The organism is Pseudosporangium ferrugineum (genome assembly GCF_003002065.1).
GTDB classification, from domain to species: domain Bacteria; phylum Actinomycetota; class Actinomycetes; order Mycobacteriales; family Micromonosporaceae; genus Actinoplanes; species Actinoplanes ferrugineus_A.
Map to the genome: position 1 here is coordinate 73,800 of NZ_PVZG01000002.1, position 16,592 is coordinate 90,391.

Genomic DNA, 16,592 nt, shown 5'->3' on the forward strand with positions numbered 1-16,592 from the left:
CGTGGCCGTTCCCCTGCTGTCCGTCGAGCGGGTCCGGGCCCGCCCCGGCGGGGTCCGGGTCGTCGTGGTGGACCTCCGGCCGCTGGCGGGCTCGCGGAGCCTCGCCGCGGCGCTGGCGGCCGGCGACGACCGGCTCGACCTGCGGCGGATCGACGTCGTGCGCGACCTCGCCGCCGCCGGCACCTACCTGAGCCTGCCGGACCTGGCCTACTCGTACGCGCCCATGCTCGGCCACGTCGACGGCATCGTCGGCCACCTCGGCGCCAGCGTGCTCGCCGGCGCGATGGCCACCGCCTTCGCCGAGCCGGACGGCGTCCGCCCGCCGGTGCTCTTCGTCGATCCCGCCCGGCCGACGGTGCGCCAGGCCGTCGACGACTGCGGCGCGTTCCTGGCCCGGTTCGGTGCGCCGCCGCCCCCGCCCGGCTCGGCGTGGGGCTGCGGCGGCCAGCCCGCCCACCTGCTGATGACCTCGGCGCTGCGGGCGGCGATCGCCGGCCCGGCCGCGGACGGTCCGGAGGCCGAGGAGGCGGTGGCCCTGCTCGCCCGCTTCGGCGGCTGGCTCGGCTTCCTGCTCGCCGCGGCCGACGCGCCGGGCCTGAACGGCAGAGGGGTGCCCGGGGCCGACCGCACGGTGGTCACCGCGTGCCCGGAACGGCCCGCCCTGCCCGGGGACGCCGCCATGCCGCTGCCGGGCGACCCGGCGGCGGCCACGCCGGGCGGCGGCGCCGGGACCGTGCCGCTGGACGACACCACGGTGCGGCAGGCCGTCGCCGCCATTTACGACCTCGTCTCCGATCGGAAGGGGGACCGGCCATGACGGCCCGGGTTCTCGGCTTCAATCCCGCACCCGTCGCGTTCCCGGACACGCCGGTGCCCGAGATCATCCGCGCGCAGGCGGGGCGTACGCCGGACCGCGTCGCGCTGAGCGACGGCACCCGGCAGCTCACCTATCGCGAGGTGATGGACGAGGCCGCGCTGCTGGCCGGCCGGTTGCAGGCCGCCGGGATCGGGGCCGGCTCGGTCGTCGGGCTGTGCGCCGAGCGGAGCGCCGACATGGTCGTCGCGGTGGTCGGCATCCTGCTCGCCGGCGGCGCCTACCTGCCGCTGGACCCGTCGCACCCGCGGTCGCGGCGGGAGCTGATGCTGCGTACGGCCGGAGCCCGCGCCGTCCTGGTGAGCGACGCGTGCCGCCCGGCCTTCGACGGCGAGCCGGCGCTGTTCGACCTCACGGGCGCCCCCGTGGGCGGGCCGCCGGTGGGAGCGGCGCTGGACTGGCGCGGGCACCGTTTCGCGGAGGACCTCGCCGACGGGCTCGCGTACGTCATCTTCACCTCGGGGTCGACCGGCCGCCCCAAGGGTGTCGAGATGACCCACCGCAGCCTCACCAACCGGCTCGCGTGGATGCAGGCGGAGTACGCGCTGACCGCCGCTGACGTGGTGCTGCAGAAGACGCCGTACACCTTCGACGTGTCGGTCTGGGAACTGCTCTGGCCCCTGATGTACGGCGCGCGCCTGGCCGTGGCCGCCCCGGAGGCGCACCGCGACCCGCTGGCCCTGATCGAGGTCGTCCGGCGGGAACGGGTGACGGTGATCCACTTCGTACCGTCGATGCTCGCACTGTTCGTCGGCGAACCGGGGTTCGAGGAGTGCACCGGCCTGCGGCTCGTCATCTGCAGCGGCGAGGCCCTGCCGCCGAAGACCGTCAACGCGCTCACCGCGGCCCTGCCCGCCGAGGTGCACAACCTCTACGGCCCCACGGAGGCCGCGATCGACGTCACCGCGTGGCGCTGCCGGCGGCCGGAGCCCGGCACCGGCGTGCCGATCGGGCGGCCGATCAGCAACGTGGCGGTCCACCTGCTGGACGACGAGCGCCGGCTCGTGCCGGTCGGCGCGGTGGGTGAGCTGTACCTGAGCGGGAACTGCCTGGCCCGGGGGTACAGCGGCGCGCCCGGGCTGACCGCGGAACGGTTCGTCGGGATCGAGGTGGGCGGCCGGCGTGTCCGCGCGTACCGGACCGGGGATCTGGCGCGCTGGGACGAGGACGGCTGCCTGCACTACCTCGGGCGTGCCGACGACCAGGTCAAGATCCGCGGCCAGCGGGTGGAGCTCGGCGAGATCGGGGCGGTGCTCGGGGACCACCCCCTGGTGCGCCACGCCGTCGTCGTCCTCCGCGGCGACCCGGCGGCCCTCGTCGGGTACGTCGTGCCGGCGGCAGGCGAGCCGATCGACGAGCGCGAGTTGCGCTCCTACCTGCGCGAACACCTCCCCGAGCACATGGTGCCGGCGCGGTACGTGTCGCTGGGGCAGCTGCCCACCACCGCCAACGGCAAGGTCGACCGCGCGGCGCTGCCGGAGCCGCCGCCGCGCCGCCGCACCCGGCGGTGACCGGTCAGCCCGGCCGCGCGACGTCGCAGATGTCCGGGCCCGGCGGCAGCCCGAGCAGGGGAGCGGCGTGCGGCCGCCGTGGCGCGTGGCGCGGCCAGGACAGGACCGTACGCACGTCGGCGGCCGGATGGTGAAGGTCGTACCCGTCCGGGCCGGGCCGTCCGTCGCGCAGCGAGGCCGCGATGGTGGCGAGGCTGGCGCACGGGTCGGTCGCGGCCTGGGCGGCGGCGAGGGCCAGCGCCTGGGGGAGGCGCTCGCAGCGCGCGATGATCTCCTCGACGGCGTCCGGCTCGGCCGCCAGCCGCTCCGCGCCGAGGCGCCACCGCAGCAGGTCGCGGGACTCGGCGGACGACAGCAGCCCCAGCATGAGCGGGTGGGCCCCGTCGGCGGCCACGAGGTCGGTGAGCCGGACCCGGCTCGTCACGATCGCCAGGCAGCCCGGTGAGCCCGGCAGCAGCGGCCGCACCTGGGCCGCGTCGCGGGCGTCGTCCAGCAGCACCAGGATCCGCCGGCCGGCCAGCAGGCTGCGGTAGAGCCCGGTCTTCGCCGCCAGGCCGGCCGGGATGCGCTGCGGGCTCACGCCGAACGCGTCGAGGAACCCGCGGACGGCCTCCGCCGGATCCATCGCCGCTCCGCCCGGGTCGCAGCCGCGCAGGTTGACGTGGAGCTGGCCGTCGGGGAACCGGTCCGCCACCCGGTGGGCCCAGCGGACCGCGAGCGCCGTCTTGCCCACCCCGGCGGTGCCCGACACGGCGGAGATGACCGCCGTCGCCGGGTGCTCCCGGGACTCGGCGAGGACGGTGTCGAGCGCGGTCAGTTCGCGGTCGCGGCCGGCGAACCAGCGCAGCGACGCGGGGAGCTGGCGCGGGACCGGGCCCTTTACCTGCCGGGGAGCCGGTTGCGGCGCGGGTGCGGCCGCGCCGACGGTGAGCGCCGGATCCGCCATGAGGATCCGCAGGTGCAGGGTCCGCAGGGCCGGTCCGGGGTCGACGCCCACCTCCTCGGCCAGGTGCAGGCGGATCGCGTCGTAGTGCTGAAGCGCCTCGGCCTGCCGCCCGCACCCGTAGAGCGCGCGCATGAGCTGCCCGGTCAGCCGCTCGTCCAGGGGATGCGCCGCGACGGCCGCGGACAGGTCGGCCACCAGCGCGGCGTGCTGCCCCCGGTCGAGCGCGAGGTCGTTGCGATCGAGCAGAACAGCCAGCTTCTGTACGCCGAGAGCCTCCCGCACCGCGTTGATCCACGGCACGTCCAGCGTGGCGAACGCCTCTCCCCGCCACAGCGAGAGCGCCTCGTCCATCAGCGTGGCCGCGGTGGCCGTGTCCCCGGCGGTACGCGCCCCGCGCGCCAGCTCCTGGAAGCGGTGCAGGTCGACCGCCCGGGGGTCGACGGCCAGCTGGTAGCCGCCGGGCTGCCGGACGATCCGGGCGTCGTCGGTGCCGGCCAGCACCCGCCGCAACCGGGACAGGTAGCCCGCGACCGCGTTGCGGGCGCGCTGCGGCACCCGGTTGCCCCACACCCGGTCCACGACCTGGTCCACGGGCACCGTCTGGTTGGCGTCCACCAGCAGCGCGGCCAGCACGCACCGCTGCCGTACGTGACCGACCTCCACGACGCGGTGGTCGATGCGCACCTCGATGTCGCCGAGCACCCGGAACTCGACTGTCACGGCCCGCTCCCTCCACATTGGATCGAGACCGCGTGGCGGTGCGCGGGCTCGAGACGATCGGCATGTGCTCCGGCCGTCATCCGTCCCCGCGACCGGCGTTTCGAAGTATGCCGCAATGGTTCCGCCCGCCGATGGCGAATGGCGTCCCGCTCCGGCCGGGCCGGCCTCCCGGAATGTGGGCGCGCGCGGCGTGGCGGCGGTGCTCCCGGCCGCCGCCCGGGCCCGGAGCGGATCATCATCGACCCAGTTCAGGTGCCATGCTCGCGGGAGCGGTGCCGTTCCGTGCCGCCGTCCGCCCGGAAGGCGCAATCGTGCCGGATGCGGACGGTAATGCCATTGCAGCGTGATGATCCCAGATGGACCGATAGCGTCCGGATGGTCGTGGATGAACCGGCGGACCGGTCGGGTATCGGACTCTGTCGATTCTCGAACGGGAAGTATTTCGGATCTACGCTATTCCGGGTGCCGCCGCCTATCCTGCCCTTGATATGAGCGACGACATCCTGATCACCAGCCTGACCGAAGCCGTCGAGGCCCGGCCCGACGACCTGACCCTGCGCCTGCACCTCGGTGGCCTGCTCGTGGAGGCCGGCCGCGCCGTCGAGGCGGTCGCCCAGGCGGGCCTGGTCCTGGCCAGAGACCCCGGCAACGCCGGCGCGCAGACCCTGATGCAGCGCGCCCTCGCCGCCACCGCGCCCGCCCCACAAAAGGACAAACCGGTCGAAGGGCCGGAAGACGTGCTCGCCGCGTACGAGGAGGAGCTGTCGCCCGTCCTGCCGCCACGCTTCGCGCCGTCCGAGGAGGGCGGCGGCCCGCTGCCGGCGGACGGCCCGCCCGAGCCCGCGCGCGGCGGCGGCGACCGCAAGTTCGATGTCGAGCGCTCGACCGTGCGGCTCGCCGACGTCGGCGGCATGAAGGCCGTCAAGGAGCGCCTCGAGCTCGCCTTCCTGGGCCCCATGCGCAACCCCGAGCTGCGGAAACTGTACGGCAAGAGCCTCCGCGGCGGCCTCATGCTCTACGGACCCCCGGGCTGCGGCAAGACGTTCATCGCCCGGGCGGTGGCGGGCGAGATGGGTGCCCGGTTCATGTCGCTGTCGATCGTCGACGTGCTCGACATGTGGATGGGCAACTCCGAGCGCAACCTGCACGAGCTGTTCCAGACCGCCCGCCGCAACGCGCCCTGCGTGCTGTTCCTCGACGAGATCGACGCGCTCGGCCAGAAGCGGTCGCAGATGTCCTCCAGCTCGATGCGTACGGTCGCGAATCAGCTGCTCGCGGAGCTCGACGGGGTCGACACGGACAACGAGGGGGTGTTCGTGCTCGCCGCGACGAACACGCCCTGGCAGGTGGACCCGGCCCTGCGCCGCCCCGGGCGCCTCGACCGGATGGTGCTGGTGCTGCCGCCCGACGCCGAGGCGCGACAGGCGATCCTCGAGCTCAACCTGCGCGACCGCCCGATCGCCGGCATCGACCTGCCGAAACTCGTCGCCGCGACCGAGGATTTCTCCGGCGCCGACCTGACCCACCTGTGCGAGTCCGCGGCCGAGTACGCGATGGCCGACTCGATGCGCACCGGCACGATCCGGATGATCGAGCAGCGGGACTTCGTCCGGGCGCTGAACGAGCTGCGGCCCTCCACCGGCCCGTGGTTCGCCACCGCCCGCAACGTGGCCATGTTCGCCAACGAGGGTGGCGCCTACGACGATCTCACGGCGTACCTGAAGAAGCGGAAGCTGCTCCGATGACCGCGACCACCCCGCCCGGCGAGCTGAGCGTCCGGGCGAACCACCTGCTGCAGGCCGGGCGCCCGGACGAGGGCGCCCGCCTGGTCGAGCGGCAGCTGGCCGAGGATCCCGACAACCTGACGGCGCTCGTGGTCCTCGCCGCCTGCCGGCAGGCGGCGGGCCGGTACGGCGAGGCGCTCGACGCGGCCGGCCGGGCCGCGACCGTGGCGCCGGAGCAGCCGGTCGCCCACCGGCAGGCCGCCGCGGCGCTGCTGATGCTCGGCCGCACGGGCGAGGCCGTCCGGGCCGCCCGGCTCGCCCGCGACCTGGCCCCGCAGGATGCGCACGGGGAGGTGGCGCTGGTCTACGCCCTGTTGCAGGCCGGCGGCACGGCGAACATCGTGGCCGCCCTCGAGGCCGCCGGGCGGGCCCGGGAGCTCGCCCCCGAGGACCCCCTGGTCCACGTCGCGCTCGGCGACGCCCAGCGCCGGACGGCCCGGTTCGAGGCGGCCCGGACCTCGTACGAGCAGGCCCTCGCCCTGGCCCCGGACGACCCCATGGCGCTCTACTCGCTGGCGGAGATGGACGCCGGGCGCGGGCGGGCCCTGAGCGCGTCGCCGGGCCTGGCCGCGGTCCTCGGCGCCGCCCCGGCCGACGAGACCGTGGTCCGCGTCGCGACCCGCAGCGCCCGCGGCGCGTTGTGGCTGGTCACGGACGTCGCCAGCCTGCTCCTGGTGGTCGCCTCGGTGGCCGCGGGCCTGCTGCGGGCCCGGATCGACGGGCCGGCCGGCCTGGCGGTGGGCCTGCTCGCGGCCGTGGCCGGCATCGCGGGCGCGGCGGCCTTCCTGCGGTGGCGGCTGCGGGCGCTGTCCGGGCCGACCCGCGCGCTGATCCGGCAGAACCTGCGCCGCCCGACCTTCGCCCTGGCCGTGCTGCGGCTGCTCGTGACGGCGGTGGCCGCCCTGCTGTTCGCCCTCGACCCCGACCCGGCCGGCAAGGCGGGCATCAAGGTGTTCGCGATGCCGGCGACGTCGCTGCCCTTCATCCTGCTGGTGCTCCGCGCCCGCAATTGGTTCGCCCGCGAGGTCAGCTGGTTGCTCCGCCGCGGCTGGTTCGGCATGGCACGGGGCCGCACCACCCCGTCGTGACCCGTTGACATTGTTTGTGTTCCCAACCATCATGGAGGTGGTTGGGAACACAAACTATGTCTTCCGGAGGTCATCATGCACGCCGCCGTCCTCAGCACCGCCGACCGCCCGCCCGTGTACGCCGAGCACGCCGAGCCCGTCGCGGGCACGAGGGACGAGATGGTGGTGGAGGTGCTCGCGGCGGCCCTGCACCATCTCACCCGGGCGAAGGCGGCCGGGGCGCACTACAGCAGCACCGCCGCCCTGCCGCTGATCCCCGGGGTCGACGCGGTCGTGCGCGGCCCCGACGGGGAGCTGCGCTACGCGGTGCTCGACGACACCGCGTACGGCACCTTCGCCGAGCGGACCGTCATCGACGTGCGCCGCAGCGTCGTCCTGCCCCGCGACTCCGACCCGGTGCGGATCGCCGCCGCGATGAATCCGGCGATGAGCTCCTGGGTCGCGCTGCGCCGCCGGATCGACTTCGCCACCGGCCGGCGCGTCCTCGTGCTCGGCGCGACCGGCAACGCCGGGCGGATGGCCGTCCAGATCGCCCACCACTTCGGGGCCGGCCAGGTGATCGCGTGCGGCCGCGACGCCGGCCGGCTGGCCGCGCTGACCGCCGTGGGCGCCGGCGAGACCATCACCTTCGACAAGGCCGGCCTCGCCGCCGACGTCGACGTCGTCCTCGACTACGTGTGGGGAGAGCCGGCCGCCGAGGCGATGATGGCCATGCTCACCCACCGCGCCGACCGTGGCCGGCCGCTGACCTGGGTCTCGATCGGCTCCGTCGCCGGGCCGGCCGCGCCCGTGCCGTCGGTGGCCCTGCGCTCCGCCCAGCTGCGGATCGTCGGCAGCGGCATCGGGTCGGTCTCCGCGCGGGACATCCTGGCCGAGCTGCCCGCGCTGGCCGCCGCCGTCAACGACGGCACCATCGACGTGCAGGCCCGCCCGGTGCCGCTCGCAGAGGTCTCGCGGGCGTGGACCGCCGGGTCCGGTGACCGCGTCGTCTTCGTGCCCTGAGCCGCCCGCGCAAGGGAACAGGCCGGGCGCCGATCCGGATGAGGATCGGGGCCCGGCCCGTGCCGGCCGGTCAGTGGGTCAGTACCGCACGGTGATCACCACGCGGCGGTTCAGGCGCTGGTTGGCGGTGCTGATGGGCTTCACCCCGCCCGCGCCGACGGTCCGGATCGCCACCCGTACGCCGAGGGCCCGCAGGTATTTGCGGACGGCGACGGCCCGGCGCGCGGCGAGGAGCTTGTTCGCCTTGCGGGCCGCCTTCGACTGCCGGCCGGTCTGCGTGTAGCCGGTGATCGTGACGGCCTTGGCGCCCCGCATCGCGCTGACCTGGGTGCGGATGGCCCGCTTCGCGGTCACCGTGAGCCGGGCCGACTGGTACGGGAAGATGAACGACCGCAGCTGCACGGTGTTGACCTTCGGTTTGGCACCCGAGCCGGTCTTCGCGGAGCACGAGTCGTTCAGCACGACCCAGTTCGAGTCGCGCACCGTGGAGCCGTCCGGCGCGGTACCGGTCAGCACCAGCTGGTGCAGGCCGCCCAGCACGCACGCCTTCTTGGGGATCTTCACCGCGGCGCGGAAGCCGCCCAGCGAATTCGTCACGCCCGACGCGATGACCACCGGCTCCGAGAACATCCGCAGGATGTAGCGGGACGAGGGCGCCAGCCCGCCGCCGGTCATCGTGGCGTTCGCGCCGACCAGGCTCTGGTTGGGCGGCAGGGTCAGATTCAGATTGATCTGTACGGGCTTGGTCGGCGGCGGGGGAGTCGTCGGTTCCGGCTCCGGTGTCGGCGTGGGAGTGGGAGTCGGCTCGGGCGTCGGTTCGGGCGTCGGCACGACCGGCGGCGGGCTGACCGTTACCGAGGCCGTGTTCGTGGAGGTCTCGTAGGTCGTGCTGCCCTGGTAGGTGGCGGTGATGGTGCCGGTCGACAGGGTCGTCGAGGTGAAGCACGCCTGGCCGCCGCTCAGGGTCACCGTCCGGTTCAGGTTGCCCGGCCCGGTGAAGACGACGGTGCCCGTCGGGGTCGGGATGTTCTGCTGGGTGAGCTGCGGCAGCGAACCGGTCACCGTGGCGCAGACCGCGACGGCCGTGCCCCGTACGGAGGTGGCCGGCGTGGCCGTCACCGCCGTCGTGCTGCCCAGCGGGTTGACCGTGACCGGGGTCGTGTCCGTCGAGGTGAGGTAGCCGGTGGTGCCGTCGTACGTGGCGGTGATCGTCCCGGTCTCCAGCGTCGTGGAGTAGAAGCACGCCTCGCCGCCCATGAGGGTCTCGGTGCGGTTCAGGCTCCCCGGGCCGGTGAACGTGACGGTGCCCGTGGGAGTTCCGGAGCTCGGCAGGGTGTCCAGCGCGGGGCCGCCCGTCACGACGGCGCAGACCTCGACGGCCTGGCCGCGTACGGACACGCTCGGCGTCGCCGACACCGAGGTCTCCGTCTCGGCGGGGTTGACGGTGACCTCGGCCGTGTCGGTGGAGGTCTTGAAGTCGTCGTCGCCGCTGTAGGTGGCGGTGATGGTGCCGGTCTCCAGCGTGGTGGAGATGAAGCACGCCTGGCCGTTGCTGAGGGCGACCGTCCGATTGAGGTCACCGGGGCCGGTGAAGGTGACCGTGCCGGTGGGCGACGGGCCGTTGCCGTTGGCGGTGCCGGTGCCGCCCGCGCGGGAGAAGGTGACGAGGCCCGTCGTGCTGCCCGCCGAGGAGAACGACTCGGACACCGAGGCGCAGACGTCCACCCCCTGGCCGGTCACCGTCGTGGCCGGCGACGCGGACGCCGACGTGACCGTCTCCGCCTTGTCGACGGTGACCGGCGTGGTGTCCGTCGAGGTGTTGTACTTGGTGTCACCGCCGTAGGTGGCGGTGACGGTGCCGGTCGTCAGGGAGGTCGACGAGGTGCACGCCTGGCCCCCGACGAGGACGGCGATGTCGTTCAGCCCGCCGGGCCCGGTGAAGGTGACCGTGCCCGTGGGTGCCGGCGTCAGGATGTCGGTGACCACGGGCGCGGCGGCGGTGACCGTGGCGCACAGCTGCACCAGGTGGTTCCGCACGGAGGGGTCGGGGGTCGCGGAGACCTCGGTCGTCGTGTCGGCCGGGTTGACCGTGGCCGTGGTCGTGCCCGACGAGCTGAGGTAGCCGATGCCACCGTCGTAGAAGGCGCTGATGACCCCGGTCATCAGCGTGCTCGAGTTGTAGCACGCCTGGCCCCCGGTGAGGCTGGCCATCCGCAGCCCCTCCGGGGTGAGGAACGTGACCGCGCCCGTGGGTGTCCCGGTCGCCGGCGCCAGCGCGGTCACCGTGGCGCACACCGTCACCTCGTCGCCGGTCACCGACGGGTTCGGCGTCGCCGAGACCACGGTCGTCGTCAAGGCCGGCAGGACCGTCACCGGCGTGGATCCGCTGCCGGGATCGATGTCCTGGTTGGCGTCCCCGGAGTAGAGAGCGGTGATGGTGCCGCTCGTCAGCGTGGACGACGTGGTGCAGGCCGTGCCCGTCTGGTCGAGCACGACGTTGGCGAGCAGCCCGGCGCCGCCGAAGTTGACGGACCCGGTGGGCGTGACGAGGTCGCTCGCGGTGACGTTGCTCGGCTGGGACAGGATGATCTGGGCGCACACCGTGACCGACTGCCCGGTCACCGAGGTCTGGGGCGTTGCGGTGACCTGGACGGTCGTGGTGGCCGCGTACGCCGGCGTTCCGGTGGCGAAGACGGCGGCGCTGCACAGCAGCGCCAGGAGCGCGCCGAGAACGATCGCCGGAGCGGGCTCGCCCGTGTCCCGCCTTATTGCGCTTCTCCGTAGGGCTGTCACACCTAGCACTGTTTCCCCCGTTGATCCGACCGCGACTGCTCACTCTCTGTAGTGAGACCGTTACTGAATATAGTTCAGTTCTTTCGCTGTGCCCCGGCAATCCTCAACCCCGCCCTCCTGCGGCCGATTCAAGGGCACACCGAGGGGCCGGCCCCGGCGCAACCGGGCCGCACCCGATCGGGCACCGGCGGCGCTCCGTACGCCCCGGAATCTCTTTCGTATGCCCGGCCGACGACGCGGCCGGACGAAACGGGGGAGATCAGATCTTGCGCAGCTCGACGATTCGCCGGACCGTGCTTTCGCTGACCACCGTCCTGGCCGCCGCCCTCGGTGCGGTGACCGGGACCGCCGGAGCCCAGGCCGCCCCTTCCGGCGCGCCGGCCCCGTCCGGGTGTGTCACCGGCAAGCTGCTGGTGCCGTCGTGCGGCGTGCTGTGGGGTGCCGCGGCGGGTGGCTTCACGTCGGCTCCGCGCGACGGGGCGTTGAAGGATTGGGAGAAGCTCAGTGGTCGTACCGCGAGTATTTTCCACGCGTATCACAAGGGTGATGAGCCGTTCCCGACGAAGTCGGAGATGGCGATGGCGCGGGACGCGGCGAAGCCGCGGGTGTTGCTGTTGAACTGGAAGATCGCGTACGGGTCGACGTGGGCGAAGGTGGCCAAGGGTGAGCAGGACGCCCGGATCGACAGGTTCGCCGCGCGGATCCAGTCGACGTTCCCGGAGAAGTTCTTCCTGGTGTTGAACCACGAGCCGGAGAACGACGTGATCGCCAAGCCGGGTTCGGGCTGGGAGGCGAAGGACTTCGCCGCGATGTACCGCCACACCATCCTGCGGCTGCGGGCCAAGGGCGTCACCAACGCGATCAATGTGATGGCGTACATGGGTAACGAGAAGTGGATGGCCCAGTCGTGGTGGAAGGACCTGTACCCGGGTGACGACGTCGTCGACTGGATGGGTCTGGACTCGTACGTGAGTGCGGAGAAGGGTTACTACCACTACGGCACGTTCGCGGATCTGCTGGATCGTAAGGCCCCGAACGGTCCGACGTTCTACGACTGGGCGACCAGCAAGCACGCGGGTAAGCCGTTGATGATCGCTGAGTGGGGTGTGTACCACCGGGTCGGTAGGGCGACGGACAAGACGGCCGGGTTCAACAGTGTGTTGCCGGAGCTGCGTAAGCGTCCGAACATCAAGGCGATCGTGTATTTCGACACGAAGTCCGACGATGAGGGTGACCGCGACATCAGCATCGACAGCACGAAGGCCAACCTCGCCGCGTTCCGCACCCTCGCCGCCGACAAGACCTTCGACGTCAAGCTCTCCATCGGGTAGGACCGCCCCTCCCACGATGAACGCTCCGCTCCCGGGTCCCACGATGCACGCGCATCCTGGGACCCGAACACGTTCATCAGTTGCCCGGGAGGCACGTCATGCAGTACCGCACACTGGGGCGCACCGGCATCAAGGTCAGCCCGTACGCCCTCGGCGCCATGATGTTCGGCAAGGCCGCCGGGGTGGGAAACCCCGACCACGGCGAGTCGGTCCGCATCATCCACAAGGCACTCGACGCCGGCATCAACGTCATCGACACCGCCGACGTGTACTCGTACGGCGAATCCGAGGAGATCGTCGGGGAGGCGCTCCGGGGGCGCCGGGACAGCGTCGTGCTCGCCACCAAGTGCGGCCGGCCGATGGGCGAGGATCCCAACCGCCAGGGCGCCTCCGGGCGCTGGATCCGGGCCGCGGTCGAGGACTCCCTGCGCCGCCTCCGCACCGACTACATCGACGTCTACCAGATCCACCGCCCCGACCCCGAGACCGACATCGAGGAGACGCTCTCCGCGCTCACCGGCCTGGTCCGCAGCGGCAAGGTCCGCGCGATCGGCTCGTCCACCATGCCGGCCTCGGACCTGGTCGAGGCGCAGTGGGTCGCCGAGCGGCGCGGGCTCGAGCGGTTCCGCACCGAGCAGCCGCCGTACTCGATCCTCAACCGCACGATCGAGCGTGAGGTGCTCCCGGTCGCGCAGCGCTACGGGATGGGCACCCTCGTCTGGGGCCCGCTGGCGCAGGGCACGCTGACCGGGCGCATCCGCAGGGGCCGCGAGACCGACCTGCGCCGCGTGGGCCTGTTCAGCCACATCAGCGACGAACGCCGCCTCGACGCCGTGGAGCAGCTCGTGCCGCTCGCCGACAAGGCCGGCCTGCCGCTGACCCACCTCGCGATGGCCTTCGTGATCGCCCACCCCGGCGTGACCAGCGCCCTGCTCGGGGTCCGCACCATGGCGCAGCTCGACGACCTGCTCGCCGGGCTCGACGTCGCCCTCGACGACGAGATCCTGGACGCCATCGACCGGATCGTCCCGCCCGGCACCGAGGTCGGGGCGCTCGACCAGGCGTACGTGCCCCCGGCGCTGCGGTCCACGGGCCTGCGCCGCCGCCCGTTCGCCGCCCGTTCCGCCGCCTGAGTTTCGCGATAGCGTCGGGGGATGAGCAATCACACCGAGTTCATCACCCGGTACAGCCGCTTCATCGAGTCCACAATGCTCGACGAGGAGGCGTTCGTCGCGGGGCTGCCCGACTACATCACCGACGAGTCGGTCCTCGTCGAACCGGAGAGCCTCTTCGGCCGGCTCGTCGGCTTCCAGGGGTGGAAGCAGTGGCGGCAGGCGGCGGCGGACATGGCGGTGCGCACCGGGGTCTCGTTCACGTCGAGCGGGTCCGAGTTCTTCGAGAACGGCGACACGGTGCTGCACACGTACGATGTCGAGTTCTCCGCCCGCGAGAACTATCCGGACGGCTGGCGCACGTCGCTCGTCGAGCGCTACGACTTCGCCGACGGGAAGATCGCGCGGCTGACCGAGTACTACGCCGACACGGCCGCGTTCCTGGCCTTCCTCGCCTGACCCCGTACAACCTGGTGCAGTGACCGGCCGTCGGCCGGTATGCCGAAAGTCTGACCCGCTCCCGGCGAAGCTCCGTCGTTTCCCGGACGCGCGCCGGGGGCGGGCGGCGGCAGAATTCTCCGCATGACATGGAAGATCGCACTGTTCATCGGCCTGATCGGCGTCCTCATGCTGATCCTCTCCACGGTTCTGGTCCGCCGGGGCCGGGCGGCTGCGGCGAGGCGCCCGATCAATCCGCAGGCGTTGCAGGCGGACGTCGAGGCGGCCCTGGACCGCGACGACCTGGTCGGGGCCGTCAAGCGCTACCGGGAGCACACCGGCGCCGGGCTGGTCCAGGCGAAGGAGGCGGTCGACCGGATCGCCCGCGACCGCCGGTAGCTTCTCTGGTCATGGATGAGAACAACGTGCGGTCCGTGGAGATCGAGCGCACCGGGGCCGGGGAGTACGTCGTCCGCAACGTCCGGGGCGGGGAGATCGCGCTGGGAGCCGGCGACGACGCCACCTTCACGCCGGTGGAGCTGCTGCTCGCGGCGATCGGCGGGTGCACCGGGATCGACGTCGACCTGGTCACCGGCCGGCGCGCCGAGCCGAGCCGGTTCGTGGTCCGGGTCAGCGGTGACAAGGTCCGCGACGAGGCGGGCGGCAACCGGATGCGGAACCTGCGGGTGGAGTTCGACGTGGCGTTCCCCGCGGACGAGGGCGGTGACCGGGCGCGGGAGATCCTGCCCCGGATCATGGCGCAGTCCCACGACCGGCTGTGCACCGTCTCGCGGACGGTCGAGCTCGGCACCGCGGTCACGGTCACGCGGGCCGGCGACTCCCACGCGGACTGAAGTGATAGGTTGACCGCCGCCGTGCACCACTGCGAACCGAGGAGGTGAGTCCCATCAACGCTGTGACAGGTCGGGCCTCCCTCCCGCGCATGGCCTAGGGAGCGCCCGCGGAAGGCACTCGAAAGGCCTGATGCGCTATGCGTTTCACCTCCGACACGTCGTCGAACGGCGTTCGTGAACAACTCTTCGTCCTGGACGGGGCCTCCGGCGAGGTTCCCGGCGTGCTGTGGACGCCCGGCGACGCCGCCGGTCCGCGTCCCCTGATCCTCATGGGCCACGGCGGCGGCCAGCACAAGAAGGCACCCGGCGTCGCGGTCCGGGCGCACCGGTTCGTCACCGGGGGCGGGTTCGCGGTGGCGGCGGTCGACGTTCCCGGCCACGGCGACCGGCCCACGGACGAGGAACTGAACCGGCTCGCGACCGCGAACCAGGCGCGGGCGGACGCCGGGGAGGAACTGGCCCCGCTGATCGCCGGGTTCCAGGCGCTCGTGTCGCGCCGCACCGTGCCGGAGTGGCGGGCGGCCCTGGACGCCCTCCACGCCCTCGACCACGTCGGCGCCGGACCGGTCGGCTACTGGGGCGTGTCGCTGGGCTGCGGCCTGGGCGTGCCCTTCGTCGCGGCGGAGCCCCGGGTCCGCGCGGCGGTGCTCGGGCTGGGCGGCGCGCCGGCCTCGGCGGACGTCGCCGCGCGGATCACGGCTCCGGTCCAGTTCCTGCTGCAATGGGACGACGAGCGGGTGCCGCGGGCGCAGGGGCTGGCCCTCTTCGACGCCTTCGCATCGGCGGAGAAGACCTTGCACGCCAACCCCGGCAAGCACGGCGAACTGCCCGCCTTCGAGCTGGACGGCAACCTCCGGTTCTTCGAGCGCCATCTCCGCTGACCCCGTGGTGCCCGCCGGGACGGTGGTCCCGGCGGGCACCACGGGTTGACACATTGACGAAGGTCAGTATTGACTCGGCGGGACGACAACGTTGTCACCACCGTCGGAGGGATTCCCATGCGCAGAGGAACGGCCGCCCTGCTGGGGGTCCTGCTGGCCATCGGCTCCGCTCCCGCCGCCGCCGCGATGCCCGCCGCCGCCGCGATGCCCGCCGCCGCCGCGGCGCCGGCCGCCGCTGCGGAGTCGAACGGCGGCGTGCGGATCATGCCGCTCGGCGCGTCCATCACCGACGGGTTCAACGTGCCCGGCGGTTACCGCATCAAGATGTGGGAGCTGTTCACCGGCGCCGGCTACCGGGTGGACTTCGTCGGCTCCGGCGCCAACGGCCCGGCGTCCCTCGGCGACCACGACCACGAAGGCCACAGCGGCTGGCGCATCGACCAGATCGACGCCTCCATCGCGGGCTGGCTGCGCACGTACGCGCCGCGCACGATCCTGGTGCACCTCGGCACCAACGACATCAACCAGAACCACGACCTCGCCAACGCCCCCGCCCGCATGTCGGCGCTGATCGACAAGATCCGGGCCAACGCCCCGACGGTCGAGCTGTTCATCTCCACGCTGATCCCGGAGTCCGACCCGGTGGCGGAGGCCAGGATCCGGGACTTCAACGCGGCCCTTCCCGGGATCGTGGCGGGGAAGGGCCCGCTGACCCACCTCGTCGACATGCACCCCGTCGTGCCGGTGACGGAACTCGCCGACGGCACCCATCCCACCGCGGCCGGCTACGACCGGATGGGCGCCAGGTGGTTCAGCGCCCTGCAATCGGTGCCGTCCAGCCTGGACGCCCAGGTGCAGCCCCCGGTCGGCGCCGACGTGATGATCGCCAACCCGCAGTCGGGCAAGTGCCTCGACGTGCCCGGCACCGCCACGGCGGACGGCACCCAGCTGCACATCTACGACTGCCTGGGCAGCACCATCCAGAAATGGAACCGCACCGCCGCGGGCGAGTTGCGCGTCTACGGCAACCGCTGCCTGGACGTGAACGCCAACGCCACCGCGAACGGCACGAAGATCCAGATCTGGACCTGCAACGGTACGACGGCCCAGCGGTTCACCTTCCGCCCCGACGGCACGATCGTCGGCGCGAACTCCGGCAAATGCGTCGACGTGAGCGCCGGCGGCACGACCAACGGCACGCTGGTGCAGCTGTACGAGTGCAACAACACCGGAGCCCAGCGCTGGTCGGTGCGATAGC

14 protein-coding genes are annotated in these 16,592 nt (G+C 72.9%); 12 read left to right on the forward strand and 2 right to left on the reverse strand.

Annotated features, from left to right (window positions below; genetic code table 11):
- Position 1 precedes the first annotated feature (1 nt).
- Both CLV70_RS04560 and CLV70_RS04565 read left to right on the forward strand, forming a co-directional pair.
- Positions 2-817: a hypothetical protein gene (locus CLV70_RS04560; RefSeq protein ID WP_106125097.1), complete on the forward strand. Its 816-nt coding sequence runs from the start codon at positions 2-4 to the stop codon at positions 815-817.
- Positions 814-2,385 (forward strand): amino acid adenylation domain-containing protein, encoded by a 1,572-nt coding sequence (locus tag CLV70_RS04565; protein WP_106125098.1) that lies wholly within the window; start codon positions 814-816, stop codon positions 2,383-2,385. The genes CLV70_RS04560 and CLV70_RS04565 overlap by 4 nt, the downstream gene beginning before the upstream one ends.
- A 4-nt stretch (positions 2,386-2,389) precedes the next feature.
- On the opposite strand, the gene CLV70_RS04570 is transcribed toward CLV70_RS04565, so the two are convergent.
- Complete coding sequence (locus tag CLV70_RS04570; RefSeq protein ID WP_158277703.1) at positions 2,390-4,051, reverse strand: AfsR/SARP family transcriptional regulator; 1,662 nt, start codon at positions 4,049-4,051, stop codon at positions 2,390-2,392.
- 488 nt (positions 4,052-4,539) lie between these two features.
- Here CLV70_RS04570 and CLV70_RS04575 point away from each other — a divergent pair, with 488 nt between their 5' ends.
- The 3 genes from CLV70_RS04575 (at position 4,540) to CLV70_RS04585 (ending at position 7,925) form a co-directional block, all read left to right on the forward strand.
- Positions 4,540-5,796 carry an ATP-binding protein gene (locus tag CLV70_RS04575; RefSeq protein ID WP_106125100.1) on the forward strand — a complete coding sequence of 419 codons (1,257 nt, stop codon included), beginning with the start codon at positions 4,540-4,542 and terminating at the stop codon, positions 5,794-5,796.
- Entirely contained in the window at positions 5,793-6,923 is a 1,131-nt protein-coding gene (locus tag CLV70_RS04580) for a tetratricopeptide repeat protein (protein ID WP_106125101.1), read from the forward strand. The genes CLV70_RS04575 and CLV70_RS04580 overlap by 4 nt, the downstream gene beginning before the upstream one ends.
- Before the next feature lie 75 nt (positions 6,924-6,998).
- Complete coding sequence (locus CLV70_RS04585) at positions 6,999-7,925, forward strand: quinone oxidoreductase family protein (protein WP_106125102.1); 927 nt, start codon at positions 6,999-7,001, stop codon at positions 7,923-7,925.
- 78 nt (positions 7,926-8,003) lie between these two features.
- On the opposite strand, the gene CLV70_RS04590 is transcribed toward CLV70_RS04585, so the two are convergent.
- Positions 8,004-10,718, reverse strand: a complete 2,715-nt coding sequence (locus tag CLV70_RS04590; protein WP_146163956.1) for an OmpA family protein — start codon at positions 10,716-10,718, stop codon at positions 8,004-8,006.
- 293 nt (positions 10,719-11,011) lie between these two features.
- Here CLV70_RS04590 and CLV70_RS04595 point away from each other — a divergent pair, with 293 nt between their 5' ends.
- The 7 genes from CLV70_RS04595 to CLV70_RS04625 all read left to right on the forward strand — a co-directional run bounded on the left by CLV70_RS04595 (position 11,012) and on the right by CLV70_RS04625 (position 16,591).
- The gene (locus tag CLV70_RS04595; protein WP_245908028.1) at positions 11,012-12,049 is read left to right on the forward strand and encodes a glycoside hydrolase family 26 protein; all 1,038 of its coding nucleotides are present in this window, start codon (positions 11,012-11,014) and stop codon (positions 12,047-12,049) included.
- A gap of 98 nt (positions 12,050-12,147) precedes the next feature.
- Positions 12,148-13,182: an aldo/keto reductase gene (locus CLV70_RS04600; RefSeq protein ID WP_106125105.1), complete on the forward strand. Its 1,035-nt coding sequence runs from the start codon at positions 12,148-12,150 to the stop codon at positions 13,180-13,182.
- A gap of 21 nt (positions 13,183-13,203) precedes the next feature.
- Positions 13,204-13,620: a nuclear transport factor 2-like protein gene (locus CLV70_RS04605; RefSeq protein ID WP_106125106.1), complete on the forward strand. Its 417-nt coding sequence runs from the start codon at positions 13,204-13,206 to the stop codon at positions 13,618-13,620.
- A 123-nt stretch (positions 13,621-13,743) separates the two neighbouring features.
- Positions 13,744-13,998: a hypothetical protein gene (locus CLV70_RS04610; protein WP_106125107.1), complete on the forward strand. Its 255-nt coding sequence runs from the start codon at positions 13,744-13,746 to the stop codon at positions 13,996-13,998.
- An 11-nt stretch (positions 13,999-14,009) separates the two neighbouring features.
- Entirely contained in the window at positions 14,010-14,453 is a 444-nt protein-coding gene (locus tag CLV70_RS04615; RefSeq protein ID WP_106125108.1) for an OsmC family protein, read from the forward strand.
- A gap of 137 nt (positions 14,454-14,590) precedes the next feature.
- Positions 14,591-15,334, forward strand: coding sequence for a dienelactone hydrolase family protein (locus tag CLV70_RS04620; RefSeq protein ID WP_106125109.1), 744 nt, complete (start codon positions 14,591-14,593; stop codon positions 15,332-15,334).
- Between the two features lie 117 nt (positions 15,335-15,451).
- Positions 15,452-16,591 carry an RICIN domain-containing protein gene (locus CLV70_RS04625; protein WP_245908029.1) on the forward strand — a complete coding sequence of 380 codons (1,140 nt, stop codon included), beginning with the start codon at positions 15,452-15,454 and terminating at the stop codon, positions 16,589-16,591.
- Position 16,592 lies beyond the last annotated feature (1 nt).

Excerpts from the sequence above, each read along its gene's own strand:
- CLV70_RS04620 (WP_106125109.1), top strand. The coding sequence starts at position 14,591 with ATGCGTTTCACCTCCGACACGTCGTCGAACGGCGTTCGTGAACAACTC.
- CLV70_RS04615 (WP_106125108.1), top strand. The coding sequence starts at position 14,010 with ATGGATGAGAACAACGTGCGGTCCGTGGAGATCGAGCGCACCGGGGCC.
- CLV70_RS04575 (WP_106125100.1), top strand. The coding sequence starts at position 4,540 with ATGAGCGACGACATCCTGATCACCAGCCTGACCGAAGCCGTCGAGGCC.
- CLV70_RS04600 (WP_106125105.1), top strand. The coding sequence starts at position 12,148 with ATGCAGTACCGCACACTGGGGCGCACCGGCATCAAGGTCAGCCCGTAC.
- CLV70_RS04605 (WP_106125106.1), top strand. The coding sequence starts at position 13,204 with ATGAGCAATCACACCGAGTTCATCACCCGGTACAGCCGCTTCATCGAG.
- CLV70_RS04610 (WP_106125107.1), top strand. The coding sequence starts at position 13,744 with ATGACATGGAAGATCGCACTGTTCATCGGCCTGATCGGCGTCCTCATG.
- CLV70_RS04565 (WP_106125098.1), top strand. The coding sequence starts at position 814 with ATGACGGCCCGGGTTCTCGGCTTCAATCCCGCACCCGTCGCGTTCCCG.
- CLV70_RS04585 (WP_106125102.1), top strand. The coding sequence starts at position 6,999 with ATGCACGCCGCCGTCCTCAGCACCGCCGACCGCCCGCCCGTGTACGCC.
- CLV70_RS04625 (WP_245908029.1), top strand. The coding sequence starts at position 15,452 with ATGCGCAGAGGAACGGCCGCCCTGCTGGGGGTCCTGCTGGCCATCGGC.
- CLV70_RS04580 (WP_106125101.1), top strand. The coding sequence starts at position 5,793 with ATGACCGCGACCACCCCGCCCGGCGAGCTGAGCGTCCGGGCGAACCAC.